Annotated in this window: 14 protein-coding genes; 8 read left to right on the top strand and 6 right to left on the bottom strand. The window is 73.1% G+C overall.

The window, feature by feature from the left end:
• Nucleotides 1-2 precede the first annotated feature (2 nt).
• The 3 genes from ACFYOB_RS06475 to ACFYOB_RS06465 all read left to right on the top strand — a co-directional run bounded on the left by ACFYOB_RS06475 (nucleotide 3) and on the right by ACFYOB_RS06465 (nucleotide 4,851).
• Nucleotides 3-1,520 (top strand): serine/threonine-protein kinase, encoded by a 1,518-nt coding sequence (locus ACFYOB_RS06475; RefSeq protein ID WP_388555286.1) that lies wholly within the window; start codon nucleotides 3-5, stop codon nucleotides 1,518-1,520.
• Nucleotides 1,517-3,076 carry a serine/threonine-protein kinase gene (locus ACFYOB_RS06470; RefSeq protein WP_388555283.1) on the top strand — a complete coding sequence of 520 codons (1,560 nt, stop codon included), beginning with the start codon at nucleotides 1,517-1,519 and terminating at the stop codon, nucleotides 3,074-3,076. The genes ACFYOB_RS06475 and ACFYOB_RS06470 overlap by 4 nt, the downstream gene beginning before the upstream one ends.
• Nucleotides 3,077-3,189: 113 nt before the next feature.
• The gene (locus ACFYOB_RS06465) at nucleotides 3,190-4,851 is read left to right on the top strand and encodes a serine/threonine-protein kinase (RefSeq protein ID WP_388555280.1); all 1,662 of its coding nucleotides are present in this window, start codon (nucleotides 3,190-3,192) and stop codon (nucleotides 4,849-4,851) included.
• A 7-nt stretch (nucleotides 4,852-4,858) separates the two neighbouring features.
• On the opposite strand, the gene ACFYOB_RS06460 is transcribed toward ACFYOB_RS06465, so the two are convergent.
• Nucleotides 4,859-5,524, bottom strand: coding sequence for a class I SAM-dependent methyltransferase (locus tag ACFYOB_RS06460; RefSeq protein ID WP_388555277.1), 666 nt, complete (start codon nucleotides 5,522-5,524; stop codon nucleotides 4,859-4,861).
• A 333-nt stretch (nucleotides 5,525-5,857) separates the two neighbouring features.
• Here ACFYOB_RS06460 and ACFYOB_RS06455 point away from each other — a divergent pair, with 333 nt between their 5' ends.
• On the top strand, nucleotides 5,858-7,990 hold the full coding sequence (locus ACFYOB_RS06455) for an acyl-CoA dehydrogenase (RefSeq protein WP_388555274.1): 2,133 nt from the start codon (nucleotides 5,858-5,860) through the stop codon (nucleotides 7,988-7,990).
• 11 nt (nucleotides 7,991-8,001) lie between these two features.
• Entirely contained in the window at nucleotides 8,002-9,189 is a 1,188-nt protein-coding gene (locus ACFYOB_RS06450) for a lipid-transfer protein (protein WP_388555271.1), read from the top strand.
• Between the two features lie 46 nt (nucleotides 9,190-9,235).
• Here ACFYOB_RS06450 and ACFYOB_RS06445 read toward each other — a convergent pair whose 3' ends face one another.
• The 3 genes from ACFYOB_RS06445 to ACFYOB_RS06435 form a co-directional block, all read right to left on the bottom strand.
• Nucleotides 9,236-9,685 carry a hypothetical protein gene (locus ACFYOB_RS06445; RefSeq protein WP_388555269.1) on the bottom strand — a complete coding sequence of 150 codons (450 nt, stop codon included), beginning with the start codon at nucleotides 9,683-9,685 and terminating at the stop codon, nucleotides 9,236-9,238.
• A 42-nt stretch (nucleotides 9,686-9,727) separates the two neighbouring features.
• The gene (locus ACFYOB_RS06440) at nucleotides 9,728-10,162 is read right to left on the bottom strand and encodes a VOC family protein (RefSeq protein ID WP_388555267.1); all 435 of its coding nucleotides are present in this window, start codon (nucleotides 10,160-10,162) and stop codon (nucleotides 9,728-9,730) included.
• An 88-nt stretch (nucleotides 10,163-10,250) separates the two neighbouring features.
• Nucleotides 10,251-10,610 carry a DNA-binding response regulator gene (locus ACFYOB_RS06435; protein WP_388555610.1) on the bottom strand — a complete coding sequence of 120 codons (360 nt, stop codon included), beginning with the start codon at nucleotides 10,608-10,610 and terminating at the stop codon, nucleotides 10,251-10,253.
• 233 nt (nucleotides 10,611-10,843) lie between these two features.
• On the opposite strand from ACFYOB_RS06435, the gene ACFYOB_RS06430 reads away from it, so the two are divergent.
• Genes ACFYOB_RS06430 through ACFYOB_RS06420 form a run of 3 tightly spaced genes read left to right on the top strand, consistent with a single transcriptional unit; the run spans nucleotide 10,844 to nucleotide 13,790 of the window.
• Complete coding sequence (locus ACFYOB_RS06430) at nucleotides 10,844-11,716, top strand: MaoC/PaaZ C-terminal domain-containing protein (RefSeq protein WP_388555264.1); 873 nt, start codon at nucleotides 10,844-10,846, stop codon at nucleotides 11,714-11,716.
• A gap of 22 nt (nucleotides 11,717-11,738) precedes the next feature.
• Nucleotides 11,739-12,815, top strand: a complete 1,077-nt coding sequence (locus ACFYOB_RS06425) for a Zn-dependent alcohol dehydrogenase (RefSeq protein ID WP_388555261.1) — start codon at nucleotides 11,739-11,741, stop codon at nucleotides 12,813-12,815.
• A gap of 33 nt (nucleotides 12,816-12,848) precedes the next feature.
• Nucleotides 12,849-13,790 (top strand): 3-oxoacyl-ACP reductase, encoded by a 942-nt coding sequence (locus ACFYOB_RS06420; protein WP_388555258.1) that lies wholly within the window; start codon nucleotides 12,849-12,851, stop codon nucleotides 13,788-13,790.
• A gap of 57 nt (nucleotides 13,791-13,847) precedes the next feature.
• Here the strand turns inward: ACFYOB_RS06420 and ACFYOB_RS06415 are convergent, their stop codons facing one another.
• Nucleotides 13,848-14,495 (bottom strand): HAD family hydrolase, encoded by a 648-nt coding sequence (locus ACFYOB_RS06415; protein WP_388555255.1) that lies wholly within the window; start codon nucleotides 14,493-14,495, stop codon nucleotides 13,848-13,850.
• A 12-nt stretch (nucleotides 14,496-14,507) separates the two neighbouring features.
• On the bottom strand, nucleotides 14,508-15,560 hold the full coding sequence (locus ACFYOB_RS06410) for a hypothetical protein (protein ID WP_388555253.1): 1,053 nt from the start codon (nucleotides 15,558-15,560) through the stop codon (nucleotides 14,508-14,510).
• Nucleotides 15,561-15,660 lie beyond the last annotated feature (100 nt).

The following is a 15,660-nucleotide window of genomic DNA, read 5'->3' as shown; positions in this document are numbered from 1 at the left end:
GGGTGGAGTACATAGGGCCGTTCCGGACGGTCACCGTGCTCGGCCAGGGCGGGATGGGCCGGGTGGTGCTGGGGGTGGCGCCGGACGGGCGGTACGTCGCGGTCAAGCAGGTGCATGCCGAGCTGGCCGAGGACGACGGGTTCCGGGCGCGGTTCCGCCGCGAGGTGGATGCCTCGCGGCGGGTGGCCGGCGGCTACACCGCGGCCGTGATCGACGCCGACCCCGATGCCGAGATTCCGTGGCTCGCCTCGCAGTTCGTGCCGGGGCCCTCGCTGAGCCGGGCCGTGGAGACCGCCGGGCCGCTGCCCGAGGAGGCGGTGCGCAGGCTGGCCGCCGGGCTCGCGCACGCCCTGGCCGACGTACACCGGGCGGGGCTGATCCACCGGGACCTCAAGCCGTCCAACGTGCTGCTCGCGGAGGACGGGGTACGGGTCATCGACTTCGGCATCGTGCGCGCGGTGGGGGACCAGACGCGGATCACGCACGCGGGCGCGCTCATGGGCTCGCCCGCGTACATGTCGCCGGAGCAGGTGCTGGGGCAGGAACTGACCCCGGCCTCCGACGTGTTCTCGCTCGGCGCGACCCTCGTCATGGCCTGTACGGGGAAGCCGCCGTTCGCCGGGAGCTCGGTGCCGCGGATCCTGCACGAGGTCGTGCACGCCGAACCGGACCTGGGCGGCGTACCGGCCGGGCTGCGTGACGTGGTCACCGGGTGTCTGGCCAAGGATCCGGCCGAGCGGCCGACCCCGCACGAGCTGCTGACCGCGGTCGGCGAGCTGACGCCCTCGGCGCGGCCGTGGCCGGAGGCGGTGAACATGCTGATCCACGAGCAGGTGGACGTGACGGCCGGCGTGGTCAACGGGGCCACGGCTCCCCGGACCGACGGCGGGGCGGCACCCTGGTGGCGTCGCCGGTGGCCCCGGCCGTTGATCGTGGCGGTTGCCGCAGCGGGCGTCGTGGCCGTGGCCGGGCTGACCGTGGGGCGGCCGTACCTCCTGGACACCTACCGCGAATTCATATCGGATGTCCGGTCGACAGGGCTGGCGCAGAAGCAGGACAAGTACCCGGCGATGCCCCCGTCCTGTGCACAGGTACGGGACAAGGTGCGCGTGCCGTCCGGTTTCGACCAGCCGAGCGGGTTCGGGCCGGTCGAGGAGTCCGGCTCGGCCTATGCCCGCTGCACCTGGACCAACCGGACCGGTGACGAGATCGAAGCGGAGTGGACGTTCTTCGCGACCGGCAAGGGCGAGGGCACCGGGGCCGAGCGGGCGAAGCACCGCCTCGAGGTCTTCAACGAACCCGGCAAGACCCGGCGTGACATCGACCTCGGGTTCGCCGACGAGGGTCTGTGGCAGCCGCCTCCCAAGGACGACAGGTTTCCGAACTGCCGGCTGTACGTACGGGACGTCAACATGACGCTCCACGTCTCGGTGACGGGCCCCCGCTACCCGACCGGCAAGTGTGAGGCCGTCACGCGGGAGCTCGCGGCCTCGGTCGTGGAGTCGGTGGGGAGCCGATGAGACCGCTCAAGGAGTCCGATCCGGCCACGGCGGGACCGTACCGGCTGCTCGTCGAGATCGGCCGGGGCGGTATGGGCCGCGTGCTGCTCGGCGCGGCACCGGACGGGCGGCTCGTCGCCGTCAAGCAGGTGCACGCCCGGCTCGCCGCCGACGACGGCTTCCGGGTCCGGTTCCGGCGCGAGGTCGCCGCCTCGCGGAAGGTGTCCGGCGCCTTCACGGCCGCGGTCCTGGATGCCGACGCCGACGCGGACGCGCCGTGGCTGGCCTCGGTGTTCGTGACCGGTCCCTCACTGGGGGCCGCGGTGGAGAGCGCCGGGGCGCTGCCCGAGGAGACCGTGCGGAGGCTCGCCGCCGGGCTGGCGACGGCCCTGGCGGAGATCCACCGGGCGGGCCTGGTGCACCGGGACCTCAAGCCCGACAACGTGCTGCTGGCCCGGGACGGGGTACGGGTGATCGACTTCGGGATCGCGAGGGTGGCCCGGCCCGGCGAGGTCACCGAGCTGACCCAGGCCGGCACGGTGATCGGCTCGCCCGCGTTCATGTCGCCCGAGCAGGCCGAGGGCGGTGAGCTGACCCCGGCGAGCGACGTGTTCTCCCTCGGGTCGGTCCTGGTGCTGGCCGCGACGGGCCACAGCCCCTTCGCGGCGGCGACGGTGGCGCTGACCCTGTACAACGTCGTGCACACCGAACCCGACCTCCTCGGCCTCCCGCCGGGTCTGCGCGAGCTCGTCACCCGGTGCCTGGCCAAGGACCCGGCGGCCCGGCCGTCCCCGGCCGAGATCCTGGGCCTGACCGGCGCGGCCGAGGGAACGCGGTGGCCGCCCGAGGTCGAGCGGATGGCCGCCGCCCAGCAGGAGGAGATCGACGGGCTGCTCCGGGACCCGGACGGCGCGGCCCGCGCGCTCGGGGGCCCGGACGTGGACCCGGACGCGGCGACCGCGACCGCGGCGGCGGTCCGCCCGGAGCGGGCCCACGCGCCGCGCGGCCGACGGCTGCGCCTGCGCCCGCGGAACCTGCTGCTGGCCGCGGGCGTCCTCGTGGCGGCCTGGGCCGGTGTGACGTACGGGCTGCGCGCGCTGGAGGAGCCGCCGTCGGCCGAAGCGGACCGGTACCTGAGCGTGCCGCTCTGCGCGGAGGCGGCCGGGAAGCTGGCGCTGCCGCAGCAGGAAATGCGCCAGGCGGGCGCCAACGACTCACCCGTGAAGTCGTACGTTGCCTGTGACTGGGTGGCGGCCTTCGATGCGTTCGCCGGCGAGGAGGAACCGAAGCCGCACGCGTACGTCAGCTGGTCCGTGGAGCGCAGCGGCCGCGTCCCGGGCAGCGGGGCGGAGCGCACGCGGTTCAACCTGGGCAGCGGGCGGCCCGAGACCGGTCTCGGGGCGGGGGACGGCGCGCGCTGGTCGACTCCGATGACCGCGCAGACCTGCTCGCTGGGCGTGAGCGACGGCAACCTCCTGGTGCGGGTGGCCCTCGGCGGTCCGCAGCATCCCGCCGCGACCTGCGAGGCCGAGGCGAAGGAGATCGCCCGGGCGGCGCTGGCGGCGGCACCCCGCTGAACTCCGAGGACCCCGACGGCCCCGCCTGCGCCGACGGCCCTGCCGCATTCACGACCTTCGCGAGGGCCCTCTCGGTATGATCCTTCCCCGTATCGGGGGAGGGGCGGGGCGGTATGGAAGAGCTGGGGCCCTCGGGACCGAAGCACGTGGGACCGTTCGACGTGCTCGGCGTACTGGGGCAGGGCGGCATGGGGCGGGTGCTGCTGGCGGCCGGGCCGGACGGGCGGCTCGTCGCCGTCAAACAGGTGCTCGCGCACTACGCCGACGACGAGGGCTTCCGGGCCCGGTTCCGGCGTGAGGTCACCGCCTCGCGGAAGGTGTCCGGCGCCTACACGGCGGCGGTTATCGACGCCGACGCGGACGCCCCGACGCCCTGGCTCGCCTCGGTGTTCGTGGCCGGGCCGTCCGTGGGCGCCGTCGTCGAGAAGGCCGGGGTGCTGTCGGAGGACGTCGTACGGCGCCTCGCGGCGGGGCTGGCGTCTGCCCTGGCGGAGATCCACCGGGCCGGGCTGGTGCACCGGGACCTCAAGCCGGCCAACGTGCTGCTCGCCGAGGACGGCGTACGGGTCATCGACCTGGGCATCGCGCGGGCGACGGAGCCGGGGGCCGAGGGGGACACCGGGCTGACGCAGACCGGGTGGGTCGTCGGCTCGCCCTCGTACATGTCGCCCGAGCAGGCCGAGGGCAGGCCGCTCACACCGGCCAGTGACGTGTTCTCGCTCGGCTCGGTGCTGGTCATGGCGGTGACCGGCCACAGTCCGTTCGCCGGGTCCTCCACCCTCCGGACGCTCTACGACGTGGTGCACGCCGAGCCCGACCTGAGCGCCGTTCCGGCGGGGCTGCGCGAGGTCGTCGCGAGCTGCCTGGCCAAGGACCCGGCCGCCCGGCCGTCCCCGGCGAGGTTGCGCGAGCTGATCGGTCCGGTGGCTCCGGCGGGCCGGCAGTGGCCGTCCGCCGTGTACGGGATGATCGCCGCGCAGCGGACGGACATCGACAGGCTGCTCGACGGCCACGGTCACGGCCACGGCCACGGCCACGGTCCGGCCGAGCCGTCGGAGCCGTCGGAGCCGCCCGGCCCGGCCCCGGTACCCGAACCGCAGGAGGGACCGGCCACGGCGGACACGGAGGAGCCCCCGCCGAGCGTCCCGCGGATCCCGGCCGCCCCGGCCGCCCCGGCCGCCCCGCCCGTCGCGCCCGTCGCACCGGAGGCCCCCCGCGCCCGCAGCCCGTGGCGAAGTCGGCGCCGGATCGCGGCACTGGCGGCGGCCGGTCTCCTCGTCGCGGCAGGTACCGGGGCCGCGTTGTACGTACGGGACCGGGTCACGGCTCCCATCGCCTACACGGGCGTCCCGAGCTGCAACGTGGCACACAAGGAACTGCCGTTGGTGGGGGAGCTGTCGGTCTTCGACACCTGGTCCGAGACGGCCGAGCGTGCGCAGTCGGGCTGCAACTGGGAAGGGCGCCGGAACTCCGCGTCGCCGGCCGCGCAGGTCCGCTGGGACCTCAGTCGCGGCGGGGACGCGGCTGCCAACGCGGGTAGCCGGCGGGAGCGTTTCCGTCTGGAGGCGGCCGGTCAGCGCGAGGCGCCCCGCCTCGGGTTCGGTACCGAGGCCTACTGGGGCTCCCCCAATACCGACTGGAGCTGTGTCCTTTCCGTCCGTGAGGGCAATCTCTCCGTCTGGGTGGGCCTTCAGGCGAAGCCGTACACCAAGGGCGACTGCGAGACGAAGGCGAAGGAGGTCGCCCGCGCCGCGCTGAAGGCCGCCACCCGCTGATCGCCGGTCATCGGGGCGCGGTCTGGGTGACGCGCCACAGGCGGCGCGGTAGATCGCCCTCCTCGAAGGCGTGGACCTCATCCAGGGTCCAGCCCTCGGCGAGCGAGCTGACCAGGTCGTACGGGAAGAAGTGCACGGCGAAGCCCGCGTGTTCGTAGATGTCGTCGCCGTGAGCCGTGCCGGTGCCGTAGTGGGCGTCGCCGGTGTGGCGGACGGTGTAGACGAAGTGTCCGCCGGGCCGCAGGACGCGGCGGACCTCACCGACCAGCGCGTGGATCTCGTGGGTGGACAGGGCCATGCACAGCAGCATGTGGGCGAAGACCGCGTCCACCGATGCGTCGGGCAGCGGGAGCGGATCGCGTACGTCGTGCGTCCCGGTCGTCACCTGCCGCTCGACGCCCCGGGCACGGGCCGTGTCCCGCAGCTGTGCCAGGGCGGTCGGGCTGAAGTCGGTGGCGTGGACGGCGAAGCCCTCGCGGGCGAAGTGCAGGGCGTCCCGGCCGTGCCCGGCCCCGAGCTCCAGGACGTCCTTCGCTCCGGCCGCACGGAACAGCGCGGCGGCGTGGACGGCGGGTGCGGAGGGCTGCTCGCCGTACATGCCCGGGTGGTCGGTGTACGTGTTCTGCCAGTGCCGCCGCTGGGCGTCGGCCAGGCCCGGCTCACTGTCCGCCATGTGTTCCTCCCTTTGGCTGTCGGCCCGGAGGGCGCTGGTCAGGGCGTGGCGCAGCTGGTCGGGCCGGGGAGCCCGGCCGGACCGTCGGGCGTCCGGCACAACCGGCAGGCGAGCCCCGGCGCGCGGCCGGACACGACCAGGATCTCGATGTTCATGCTTCCAGGATCACGCGCACTCGACGCCGCAGCAATGCAAGATCCAACGGACCTGCGCAGCCTCGGACGCACATTGGTCCGACACGTGTGCACTGCCCACCGTGACAGGACGGACACCGCCGAAGAACACAGCCATCTGACCTTCCGTCAGATTGGAACGTGTTCTAGTCTGCCGCGCATGGGCATCGGAATCACGCAAGAGCAGCGGGAGTTGGCCGAGGCGGTGCGCGGGTGGGTGGCACGGGCCGTGCCGCCCGAGGAGGTGCGCAAGCTCCTCGACACCCCGCCGCAGACCGGCACGCGGCCCGCCTACTGGGATGCGATGGCCGCCCAGGGGCTGCTGGAGCCGCACCTTGAGGGCGGGACCCTCCTCGACCTGGCCGTCGTGGTCGAGGAGGCGGGCCGGGCCGCTCTGCCCGGGGCCTTCCTGCCGAGCGCGCTGGCCTCCGTACTGCTGGACCGGGCCGGGGCGGAGCCACTCGCGGGCCGGGTCGGGGCCGTCGCGCTCGGCCCCGGCACCCTGACCGCCGTCGCCGTCGAGGGCGGCGGGCACCTGCTCGACGGGCTCGCGCCCCCGGTGCTCGGCGCCGGCGAGGCCGACCTCGTCCTGCTCGCCGCCGAGGCCGCGCACGGCACCCGCTGGTTCGCCGTCGACGCCGCCGCCCTGGACATCCGTACGCAACGGAGCGCCGACCCGACCCGCCCCACCGCCGAGGTACGGGCCCGCGGGGTCACGGTCCCGCCCGGCCGGCTGCTGGAGCTGGACGCGGCCCTGGTCCGCGACCTGGCCTGCACGCTCTTCGCCGCCGACGCCTGCGGCACCGCGGCCTGGGCGCTGCACACGGCCGCCGAGTACGCGAAGGTGCGCGAGCAGTTCGGCCGGCCCATCGGGCAGTTCCAGGGCGTCAAGCACCTGTGCGCGGACATGCTGGTGCGCCTGGAGCAGGCCCGGGCGCTGGCCTGGGACGCGGCCCAGGCGATGGGCGAGGCGGCGGAGGTGCGGTCGCTGGTCGCCGCCCTCGCGGCCGGGAGCGCGCTCGACGCCGCCTTCTCGTGCGCCAAGGACTGCATCCAGGTGCTCGGGGGGATCGGCTTCACCTGGGAGCACGACGCCCACATCCACCTGCGCCGGGCCCTGGTCGCCCGCCAGCTGCTGGGAGCCGGGGACGGGCATCGCGTACGGGCCGTACGGCTCGCGGCGGCGGGCGCGCGGCGCGAGCTGCGCCTGGAACTCCCGGCCGGGGCCGAGGCGTACCGCGCGAAGGCCCGTACCGCCATCGAGGACGCGCGCGGGCTCGACCCGGTGGCCGCCCGCCGGATCCTGGCCCCCACCGGCTACGCCGCCCCGTACCTCCCGCCCCCCTACGGCCTCGGCGCCGGCCCCGTCGAGCAGCTCGTCGTGCAGCAGGAGCTGCGGGCCGCAGGGGTCAAGATCGCCGATCTCTCCATCGCCACCTGGGTCGTGCCCTCGCTGATCGCCTACGGGACGGACGCACAGCGCGAGGCCTACGTCCTGCCGACCCTGCGCGGGGACGTCACCTGGTGCCAGCTCTTCTCCGAGCCGGGCGCGGGCTCCGACCTGGCCTCCCTGCGGACGAGGGCCGAGCGGACCGGGGACGGCTCCTGGAAGGTCAACGGACAGAAGGTGTGGACGAGTTCCGCGCACAGCGCCGACTACGGGATCCTGCTGGCCCGTACCGACCCGGACGCGCCCAAGCACAAGGGGCTCGGCTACTTCGTCGTCGACATGCGCGCCGCCCCCGGCATCGACGTCCGGCCGCTGAAGGAGATCACCGGGGAGGCCCTGTTCAACGAGGTCTGGTTCGACGACGTGCTGCTCCCGGCGGACGCGCTGGTCGGCGCCGCCGACGACGGGTGGAAGGTCGCCCGGAACACCCTCGGCAACGAGCGGGTCCACATGGCCGACCAGATGAGCTTCGACAGTGGCCTGGAGGCGCTCCTCGCCCGCTCCGCCGACCTCGACGGGACGTACAGGGCGCGGATCGGCACGCTGGCCGCCGAGGCGCACGCGCTGGCCTGCATCGGGCTGCGCACCACGCTCCAGCAGGTGTCGGGGCTGGAGCCGGGCGCGGGCGCGTCCGTACGCAAACTCGTCCAGACCCCGCACCAGCAGCGGACCGCCGAGCTCGCGCTCGAACTGCTGGGACCGGCGGGCGCGGTACGGGAGGGGGCGGGCGAGCGGGCGGTGCACGGAATGCTCATGTCCCGCTGCCTGACCATCGCCGGGGGCACCACGCAGGTCCAGCTCAATGTCGTCGCCGAGCGGATCCTCGGCCTTCCCAGGGACTAGGAGTCAGCGCAATGAAGTCGTACATCGTGGGCGTCGGCATGACGAAGTTCGAGAAGCCGGAGTCGAGGGACTGGCAGTACTGGGACATGGCGAAGGAGGCCGGGTCCGCGGCGCTGGCCGACGCGGGCATCGGCTACGACCTGGTAGAGCAGGTGCCGGTGGGGTACTGCTTCCAGGCCTCCACGGCAGGGCAGCGGGCCGTGTACGAGCTGGGGCTGAGCGGGGTCCCCGTCTACAACGTGAACAACAACTGTGCGACGGGCTCGACGGCGCTGATGATGGCGCGGCAGTTCGTGGAGGGCGGCATCAGCGACTGCGTGCTGGCGCTGGGCTTCGAGAAGATGAAACGCGGTGCGCTGGGGGGTGGCGCGGACGGCGGTGACTTCCGGACGTCGCCGGTCGCCCGGCACTACGGGATCATGGCCGCGGGCCACGGCTTCGAGATGTCCCCGCCGACCGCCCAGATCTTCGGGAACGCGGCGCGTGAGCACATGGAGCGGTACGGGACCACGGTCGCCCAGCTGGCGGCGGTCGGCGCGAAGAACCACCGGCACTCGGCGAACAACCCGAACGCGCAGTTCCAGGACGTCTACTCGGTCGAGGAGATCCTGGCGGCGAAGGAGATCCACTCGCCGCTGACGAAACTGCAGTGCTCGCCGACGTCGGACGGCGCGGCAGCGGCTCTCGTCGTGTCGGAGCGGTTCATGGTGATGCACGGGCTGCACGACAAGGCGGTGGAGATCGTCGCCCAGTCGATGACGACGGACACGGAGGCGTCCTTCTCGTCGGGCTCGTGCATCGACGTGGTCGGCAAGCCGATGACGGCGGCGGCGGGGCAGCAGGTGTACGAGGCGTCCGGGCTCGGCATCGAGGACGTCGACGTGATCGAGCTGCACGACTGCTTCTCGGTGAACGAGCTGCTGACGTACGAGGCGCTGGGCATGTGCGAGGACGGCGCCGCCGGGAAGCTGGTGGAGTCGGGCGCGACCACGTACGGCGGGCGCTGGGTGGTCAACCCCTCCGGTGGCCTGATCTCGAAGGGCCACCCGCTGGGCGCGACCGGGCTCGCGCAGGCGGCGGAACTGGTCTGGCAGCTCCGCGGCGAGGCGGGCCCCCGCCAGGTCGCGGGGGCCCGGGTCGGCCTGGCGCACAACATCGGCCTGGGCGGCGCGGCGGTGGTGACGCTGCTGCGCAGGTAGACGGGGCGCGGCGCGGTCGCCGGGGCCCCGGGCCCCGCGCGACCGCTCAGGCGTGCCAGATTCCGAGCAGGGCCGCGAAGAAGCAGACGGCGGCGGCCGGTACCACCCAGGAGGAGGTGCCCGCGGTGCGCGCCGATCGGGAGAAGCGCGCGAGGGCGGCCGCGTTGAACAGCCCTGCGGCGAGGCAGTAGGCCGCCCAGAGCGGCTCGAACAGCCAGGCGGGCGACTCGAAGTAGAAGCTGTAACCCAGCAGCCAGGCGTCGAGCTGGGTGACGACGAGGAAGAGGTGCGCCGCGAGGATCCAGGGCATGGTCAAGATGACCGCCAGGTGACGCGGATACCAGCTCACGTCGTCACCCAGCCCGACGCCGCCGGTCATGGCCCACAGCGCGCAGAACGCGAGGAGGGCCGCGTACGTGCGGGAAACCGGTTCGCTCCAGGCCCGTATCGCGGCCTGCCTGACGAGGAGGACGAGGGACTTTTCTACGGTGGGCATGGGGCACCTGGTGTCACCCCACCTCGCCGTCCCGGAGGAGGCTCAGTCGATGCAGAACTCGTTGCCCTCGATGTCCTGCATCGAGATGCACGACTCGTCGACGCCATCGGCACGCAGTACTTGCACGCATACCGCACCGAGCGCGACCAGTCGGGCGCACTCGGCCTCGAGTACGGCGAGGCGCTCCTCACCCACCAGCCCGGTGCCGACCCGCACGTCGAGATGCACCCGGTTCTTGGCGACCTTGCCTTCGGGAACGCGCTGGAAGTACATGCGCGGGCCCACACCTGTGGGATCCATGCAGACGAACGCCGCACCCTGACGCTCGGGCGGCAGCGAGCGATCGAAATCGTCCCAGGTGGCGAATCCTTCCGGCGGCGGCGGTACGACGTACCCCAACACCTCGCACCAGAAGCGGGCGACGCGCTCGGGTTCCGCGCAGTCGAAGGTGACCTGGAACTGCTTGATCGATGACATCGGGCCACCGTAGCAGGGGGGTCTCGGAACTCAATTCCTTTTCGGAGGCCGCATGTTGATCGGGGGATGGTCCTGCAGAACGGCATTCTCAGGGCGCGCCGAGGGCCGGGTCGATCACCGTTTCGCCCATCGAGGCGCGGCGGACCGCATCGGCCAGGTCCTCGACCGGGCCGTCGCGCAGGACCAGCCCGGCCGCGCCCGCCGCGAGGGCCGCGGTCAGCAGGCCGGGGTGGGCCGACCCCGTCAGGACCAGCACCCGGCACTCCGGATCGTCCGCCAGCAGCCCGGGAACGGCGCCTACCTCCTCCACCAGCGCCACCGCGGGCCGCGCCAGCGGGTCCCGTACGACCTCGATGTCCGGCTGGAGGCCGAGCTGGAGCGCCAGGGCCGGGTTCGGGGGATCCAGCAGGACGCGCAGCGCGCGGGCCGGACGGTGTTCCACGGGCATTTCGTCCACCGGGAAAGCCTATCTGACATGGAGTCAGAAGGCCTCCCGACAGTCCCTCCGTGAGTCTTCCCAACTGTCGGGGCGTGCGTTATACATTCCCTCACCGGCCGGACCTAGAACGCGTTCTAGAACCAGCCGGTCCCGCATGCGACCTCGGTGCGGCCGACGGTGCGGACGGCCGCACCGAGGTCTTCCACGGCCCAGGCTCTTCAACGACAGGGAGCAGCATCCTCATGCCGATCGATGCCGCCAAGGCCCTCGCCGCCGACCCCCGCCAGGGGGACATCGGCTGGGACCACAAGGACATCCAGCTCTACCACCTCGGCCTCGGCGCCGGCGCGTCCCTGAACGGGCAGAGCCTGGCCACCGACCCCGACGAGCTGCGCTACACCCTGGAGTCCAAACTTCACGTCCTGCCCAGCTTCGCGACCGTCGCCGGCGCCGGCATGGCCATGCTGGGCGGCCTCTCCGCACCCGGGATCGACGTCAACCTCGCGATGGTCCTGCACGGCGGCCACTCCATCGAGCTGCACCGGCCCATCCCCGTCAAGGGCCGGGCCACCTCCAGCTCCAAGGTCGCCGCCGTCTACGACAAGGGCAAGGCGGCCGTGATCGTGCTGCGCTCCGAGGTCGCGGACGCCGACGGGCCGCTGTGGACCAGCGACGCGCAGATCTTCGTACGGGGAGAGGGCGGATTCGGCGGCGAGCGCGGGCCCTCCGTCCGCGAGGAGCTGCCCGTCCGGGCGCCGGACCGGGTCGAGGACAGAGCCGTCCGCGAGGAGCAGGCGCTCCTCTACCGCCTCTCCGGCGACTGGAACCCCCTGCACGCCGACCCCGAGTTCGCCAAGATGGCCGGCTTCGACAAGCCGATCCTGCACGGCCTTTGCTCGTACGGGATGACCCTCAAGGCCGTCGTCGACACGGCCCTCGGCGGGGACGTGTCCCGGGTCCGCGCCTACCGCACGCGCTTCGCCGGGATCGTCTTCCCCGGCGAGACGCTGCGCATCCGGATGTGGCAGGAGCCCGGCCGCGTCCTGGTGTCGGTGACCGCCGTCGAACGGGACGACGCGCCGGTCCTCGCCGACACCGTCGTCGAACACGCGTAAATCCACTTGAAGGAGCCGCACCGTGCGCGCAGCACTGCAGAGCGAGATCGGCCAGGACAAGCTCGAAGTGGTCGACGACATGGAGGCCGTGGGCCTCGGCCCCGGCAAGGTGAAGATCCGGATCAAGGCCACCGGCCTGTGCCACTCGGACCTCTCCGCGATGAGCGGCGTCCTGCCGCAGCCCGCCCCCTTCATCCCGGGCCACGAGGGCTCCGGAGTGATATCCGACGTCGGCGACGGGGTCACCAGCCACAAGATCGGCGACCGCGTCCTCGTCTGCTGGCTGCCGCCCTGCGGCCACTGCCCGTCATGCAAGCGCGGCCAGGGCCACCTGTGCCTGGAGAGCCTGGTCAACGCGGGCACCCCCAACTTCCGCCGCGCGGGAGGTGACATCTTCGGCTTCGCCGCCACCGGCACCTTCGCCGAGGAACTCGTGGTCGACGCCAAGTGCGCCGTCCCGATCCCCGACGACGTGCCCTTCGACATCGCCGCCCTCATCGGCTGCGGCGTCACCACCGGCCTCGGCGCGGCCATCAACACCGCCAAGGTGGAGGCCGGTTCCTCGGTCGCCGTCATCGGTTGCGGCGGCGTCGGCATATCCGTCATCCAGGGCGCCAAGGTCCAGGGCGCGGCGCAGATCATCGCCGTCGACCCGGTGGAGTCGCGGCGCGAGGCCGCCCTGCGGTTCGGCGCCTCCGAGGCGGTCGCCCCGGACGCCTTCGACGACGCCAAGAACCGGATCACGGGCGGCGAGGGCTTCGACTACGTCTTCGAGGTCGTCGGCAAGTCCGCCACCGCACAGACCGCGTACAAGATGACCCGGCGCGGCGGCAGCGTGGTCATCGTCGGCGCGGGCGCCATGGACGACAACTTCCAGATCGACATGTTCTCGCTCTTCTTCGACGAGAAGAAGATCCTGCCCTCGATGTACGGCGGCGGGGACGTGCTCCGCTCCTACGAGCGCACCATCGCGCTGTGGCGGGCCGGCCGGGTGGACCTGGCGGGCCTGATCACGCACCGGGTGCAGCTCGCCGAGATCAACGACGCACTCGACCAGATGCGTACGGGCGTGGCCCTGCGCACCTGCATCGAACTCTGACCCGCTCCGAGATCTGCGAGAGGAACCGTACGGATGTCACTGCCACTTGAGGGGCTCTGCGCCATCGTCACGGGCGCGGGCCGCGGCCTCGGCCGGGCCGAGGCGATCGAGCTCGCACGGCTCGGCGCGAGCGTGGTCGTCAACGACTTCGGACAGCCCGGCCGGGACGGCTCCGGGGAGGCCTCGGCCACCCCGGCGGAAGAGGTGGCCGCGGAGATCCGCGCCGCGGGGGGCCGGGCGGTGGCGCACCTGGGCGACGTGGCCGACTTCGGGCAGGCGGGCGAGCTGGTGGACCTGGCGGTGAGCAGCTTCGGCAAGCTCGACATCCTGGTCAACAACGCGGGCATCCTGCGCGACCGGATGGTCTTCTCGATGTCCGAGGAGGAGTGGGACTCGGTGATCCGGGTCCACCTCAAGGGCCACTTCAACACCACGCACTTCGCGTCCGTGCACTGGCGCGAGCGGTCGAAGGCGGCGGGCGGACCGGTCTACGGCCGGATCGTCAACACCTCCTCCGAGGCCTTCCTCGGCGGCTCGGCCGGCCAGCCGAACTACGCGGCGGCCAAGGGCGGCATCGTGGGCCTGACCACCTCCACCGCCCTGGCCCTCGCCAAGTACGGGGTGACGGCCAACGCCATCTGCCCGCGCGCCCGCACCCGGATGACCGAGGACGTCTTCGCGGGCTTCCAGGTCCCGGAGGAGGGCAAGCTGGACGCCCTCGCCCCCGAGCACGTCTCCCCGCTCGTCGGCTACCTGGCCTCACCGGCCGCCGCGAAGGCCAACGGGCAGCTGTTCGTCGTGCACGGCGGGATCGTGGTCGTGATGGAACGCCCCAGGGTGGCGGCGAAGTTCGACACGACCAAGGAGGCCTTCTCCTACGAGGAGCTCGACGAGGTCCTGACCCCGCACTACGACTCCCGCCCGGCGTACGAGACCTTCGCCGCGACGGAGGTCCTGGGCCTCAAGCACGACTGATCCGCCGCGCTGCGGTGGCGGGTCCGGGTCGTGTACCCGCACCCGCCACCGCTCTGCTCAGCCGGCCGACAGGAAACCCAGCGGCCCGTGCAGATCGGCCGGCTCCCGGTAGTGCACACCGGTCATGCCGAGCGCGACCGCGGCTTCGACGTTCTCCAGCCGGTCGTCCACGAACAGGCACCGCTCCGGGGCGGCGCCCGCGCGCCCGGCCGCGATCTCGTAGATCCCGCGGTCCGGCTTGGCCACGCCGACCCGCGCGCTGCTGACGACGTGATCCGCGAGATCCGCCAGCCCCATCGACTCCAGGTCGTCCTCCAGCCGGTGGGTCGCGTTCGTCACCAGGACCAACGCGAGCCCCGCGGCCCGTACCGCGCGCAGGACGCGGACCACCGCCTCGTCCGCCGCGAACGGCGTCGAAGCGAAGGCCGCGGCCAGCTCCCGCGCCCGCTCCCCGGATATCCGGCCGGTGTCCGCGAGCGCGGTCTCGATGGACGCCACCCATTGCGCGACGGTGCTGCGGCCGAGCAGCAGCGGGCCGTCCAGTTCCGGGCTGAAGGCCACCGCCTCCGTGGTGCCCTCGGCCAGCCCGGCGGCCCGTTCCAGCTCGGCCAGGCGAGTCGTGTCGTAGAAGCGGATCACGTTGTCGAGGTCACAGAGCACCGCGTCGAAGGGCCTGGCGGCGACGGATTCCCGGGTAGTCGTCATCGCCCGTGCCTATCACAGCGGGGCCTGCTGGAGAGGGATGGGGCGCGTCGGGGGCGGCGGGACGGGGTCCAGGCGGACCGGCGGGGCAGGGGAGGACGGCAGGCTCATCCCGACGATCCCGCAGGGGACTTCGGGTGTCGCGTACGGGAGGCGCAGGCGGCCCTGCGGACTCCACAGGCCGGTACCGCCGAGCCAGCCCGAGGGCGCCGCGAGCCGGAAGAGGTGCCGGTCGGCGGGGCGCCACAGCCCGATCCAGCCATCTGGCAGCCGCAGGGCCACCCCGCTGGTCTCCGGCATCAGCGCCTGGCCGGGCTGCACGGCGAACGGGTGCGCGTCGCCCAGCCGCAGACACTCGGGGAAGCGGACCGGCAGCGAACTGTTCAGCACCCCCCAGCCCAGGCGCGGTTCGCCCGGCGCGTCGGAGCGGATCAGCAGCAGCCCGCTGTCCGGGTCGGCCAGCAGCAGCCGGTCGTCGCTGTCCTCGGCGATCTGGAGCAGCGGGGAGACCTCGCCGCCGCGCACCAGGTCGACGGCGACGGCCTTGGTGGTGCCGTCCAGCTCGCGGTCCAGGGCCAGCAGCCGGCCCACCCGGTCCAGCCAGACGCCGCCGCTGCACCGGCCCGGGATCCGTGCGACCTGCTCCGGCCCGAAGCGGCCACCGGTCACCCGCCACACCGTGGTCCCGGCGTCGGTCACGGCCAGGGCGAAGGCGTCGCGGCCGTCCGGGGACGGCGGCAGCAGGCGGACCCGTACGTCCCTTCCTTCCTCCGGCTCCACCGCACCCAGCTGGAGCTCCCCGGTGCGCGGCCCGGCCGCGGCGCCCGTCGGGTACAGCAGGGCGAAGGCGTGCCTACCGGCCACCCGCCGGTGGATCAGCACCCGCCCGTCGGTCAGGGGCAGCAGCTCGCTGTCGGCCTCCTCGGGCTGCGCGAGCGGCAGCGGCACCGCGTACGGCTCGGGCCCGGCCAGGGTCCAGCGCTCCGCGTAGAGCGCCTCGCCGTTCCCTGCGAGACGGGCGGCGTACGACCCGTCCGCGGCGATCGTGAACGGGGCCGTGGTCGTCATTTCGATGGCACAGACAGTCATCCGTGCGTCACCTCCGGTGGCGAAGCTAGTTTTCGCCGTTCCTGACGAACAGTGCGGCCAAGCCCGCTTCACACATACG

The sequence above is a fragment of the Streptomyces sp. NPDC006463 genome (assembly GCF_042870715.1).
Taxonomy (GTDB): domain Bacteria; phylum Actinomycetota; class Actinomycetes; order Streptomycetales; family Streptomycetaceae; genus Streptomyces.
Note: the sequence above shows the minus strand (reverse complement) of the source record. Positions and strands in the feature narration are given on the sequence as shown.

Excerpts from the sequence above, each read along its gene's own strand:
- ACFYOB_RS06470 (WP_388555283.1), top strand. The coding sequence starts at position 1,517 with ATGAGACCGCTCAAGGAGTCCGATCCGGCCACGGCGGGACCGTACCGG.
- ACFYOB_RS06465 (WP_388555280.1), top strand. The coding sequence starts at position 3,190 with ATGGAAGAGCTGGGGCCCTCGGGACCGAAGCACGTGGGACCGTTCGAC.
- ACFYOB_RS06460 (WP_388555277.1), bottom strand. The coding sequence starts at position 5,524 with ATGGCGGACAGTGAGCCGGGCCTGGCCGACGCCCAGCGGCGGCACTGG.
- ACFYOB_RS06455 (WP_388555274.1), top strand. The coding sequence starts at position 5,858 with ATGGGCATCGGAATCACGCAAGAGCAGCGGGAGTTGGCCGAGGCGGTG.
- ACFYOB_RS06450 (WP_388555271.1), top strand. The coding sequence starts at position 8,002 with ATGAAGTCGTACATCGTGGGCGTCGGCATGACGAAGTTCGAGAAGCCG.
- ACFYOB_RS06445 (WP_388555269.1), bottom strand. The coding sequence starts at position 9,685 with ATGCCCACCGTAGAAAAGTCCCTCGTCCTCCTCGTCAGGCAGGCCGCG.
- ACFYOB_RS06440 (WP_388555267.1), bottom strand. The coding sequence starts at position 10,162 with ATGTCATCGATCAAGCAGTTCCAGGTCACCTTCGACTGCGCGGAACCC.
- ACFYOB_RS06435 (WP_388555610.1), bottom strand. The coding sequence starts at position 10,610 with ATGCCCGTGGAACACCGTCCGGCCCGCGCGCTGCGCGTCCTGCTGGAT.
- ACFYOB_RS06430 (WP_388555264.1), top strand. The coding sequence starts at position 10,844 with ATGCCGATCGATGCCGCCAAGGCCCTCGCCGCCGACCCCCGCCAGGGG.
- ACFYOB_RS06420 (WP_388555258.1), top strand. The coding sequence starts at position 12,849 with ATGTCACTGCCACTTGAGGGGCTCTGCGCCATCGTCACGGGCGCGGGC.
- ACFYOB_RS06415 (WP_388555255.1), bottom strand. The coding sequence starts at position 14,495 with ATGACGACTACCCGGGAATCCGTCGCCGCCAGGCCCTTCGACGCGGTG.
- ACFYOB_RS06410 (WP_388555253.1), bottom strand. The coding sequence starts at position 15,560 with ATGACGACCACGGCCCCGTTCACGATCGCCGCGGACGGGTCGTACGCC.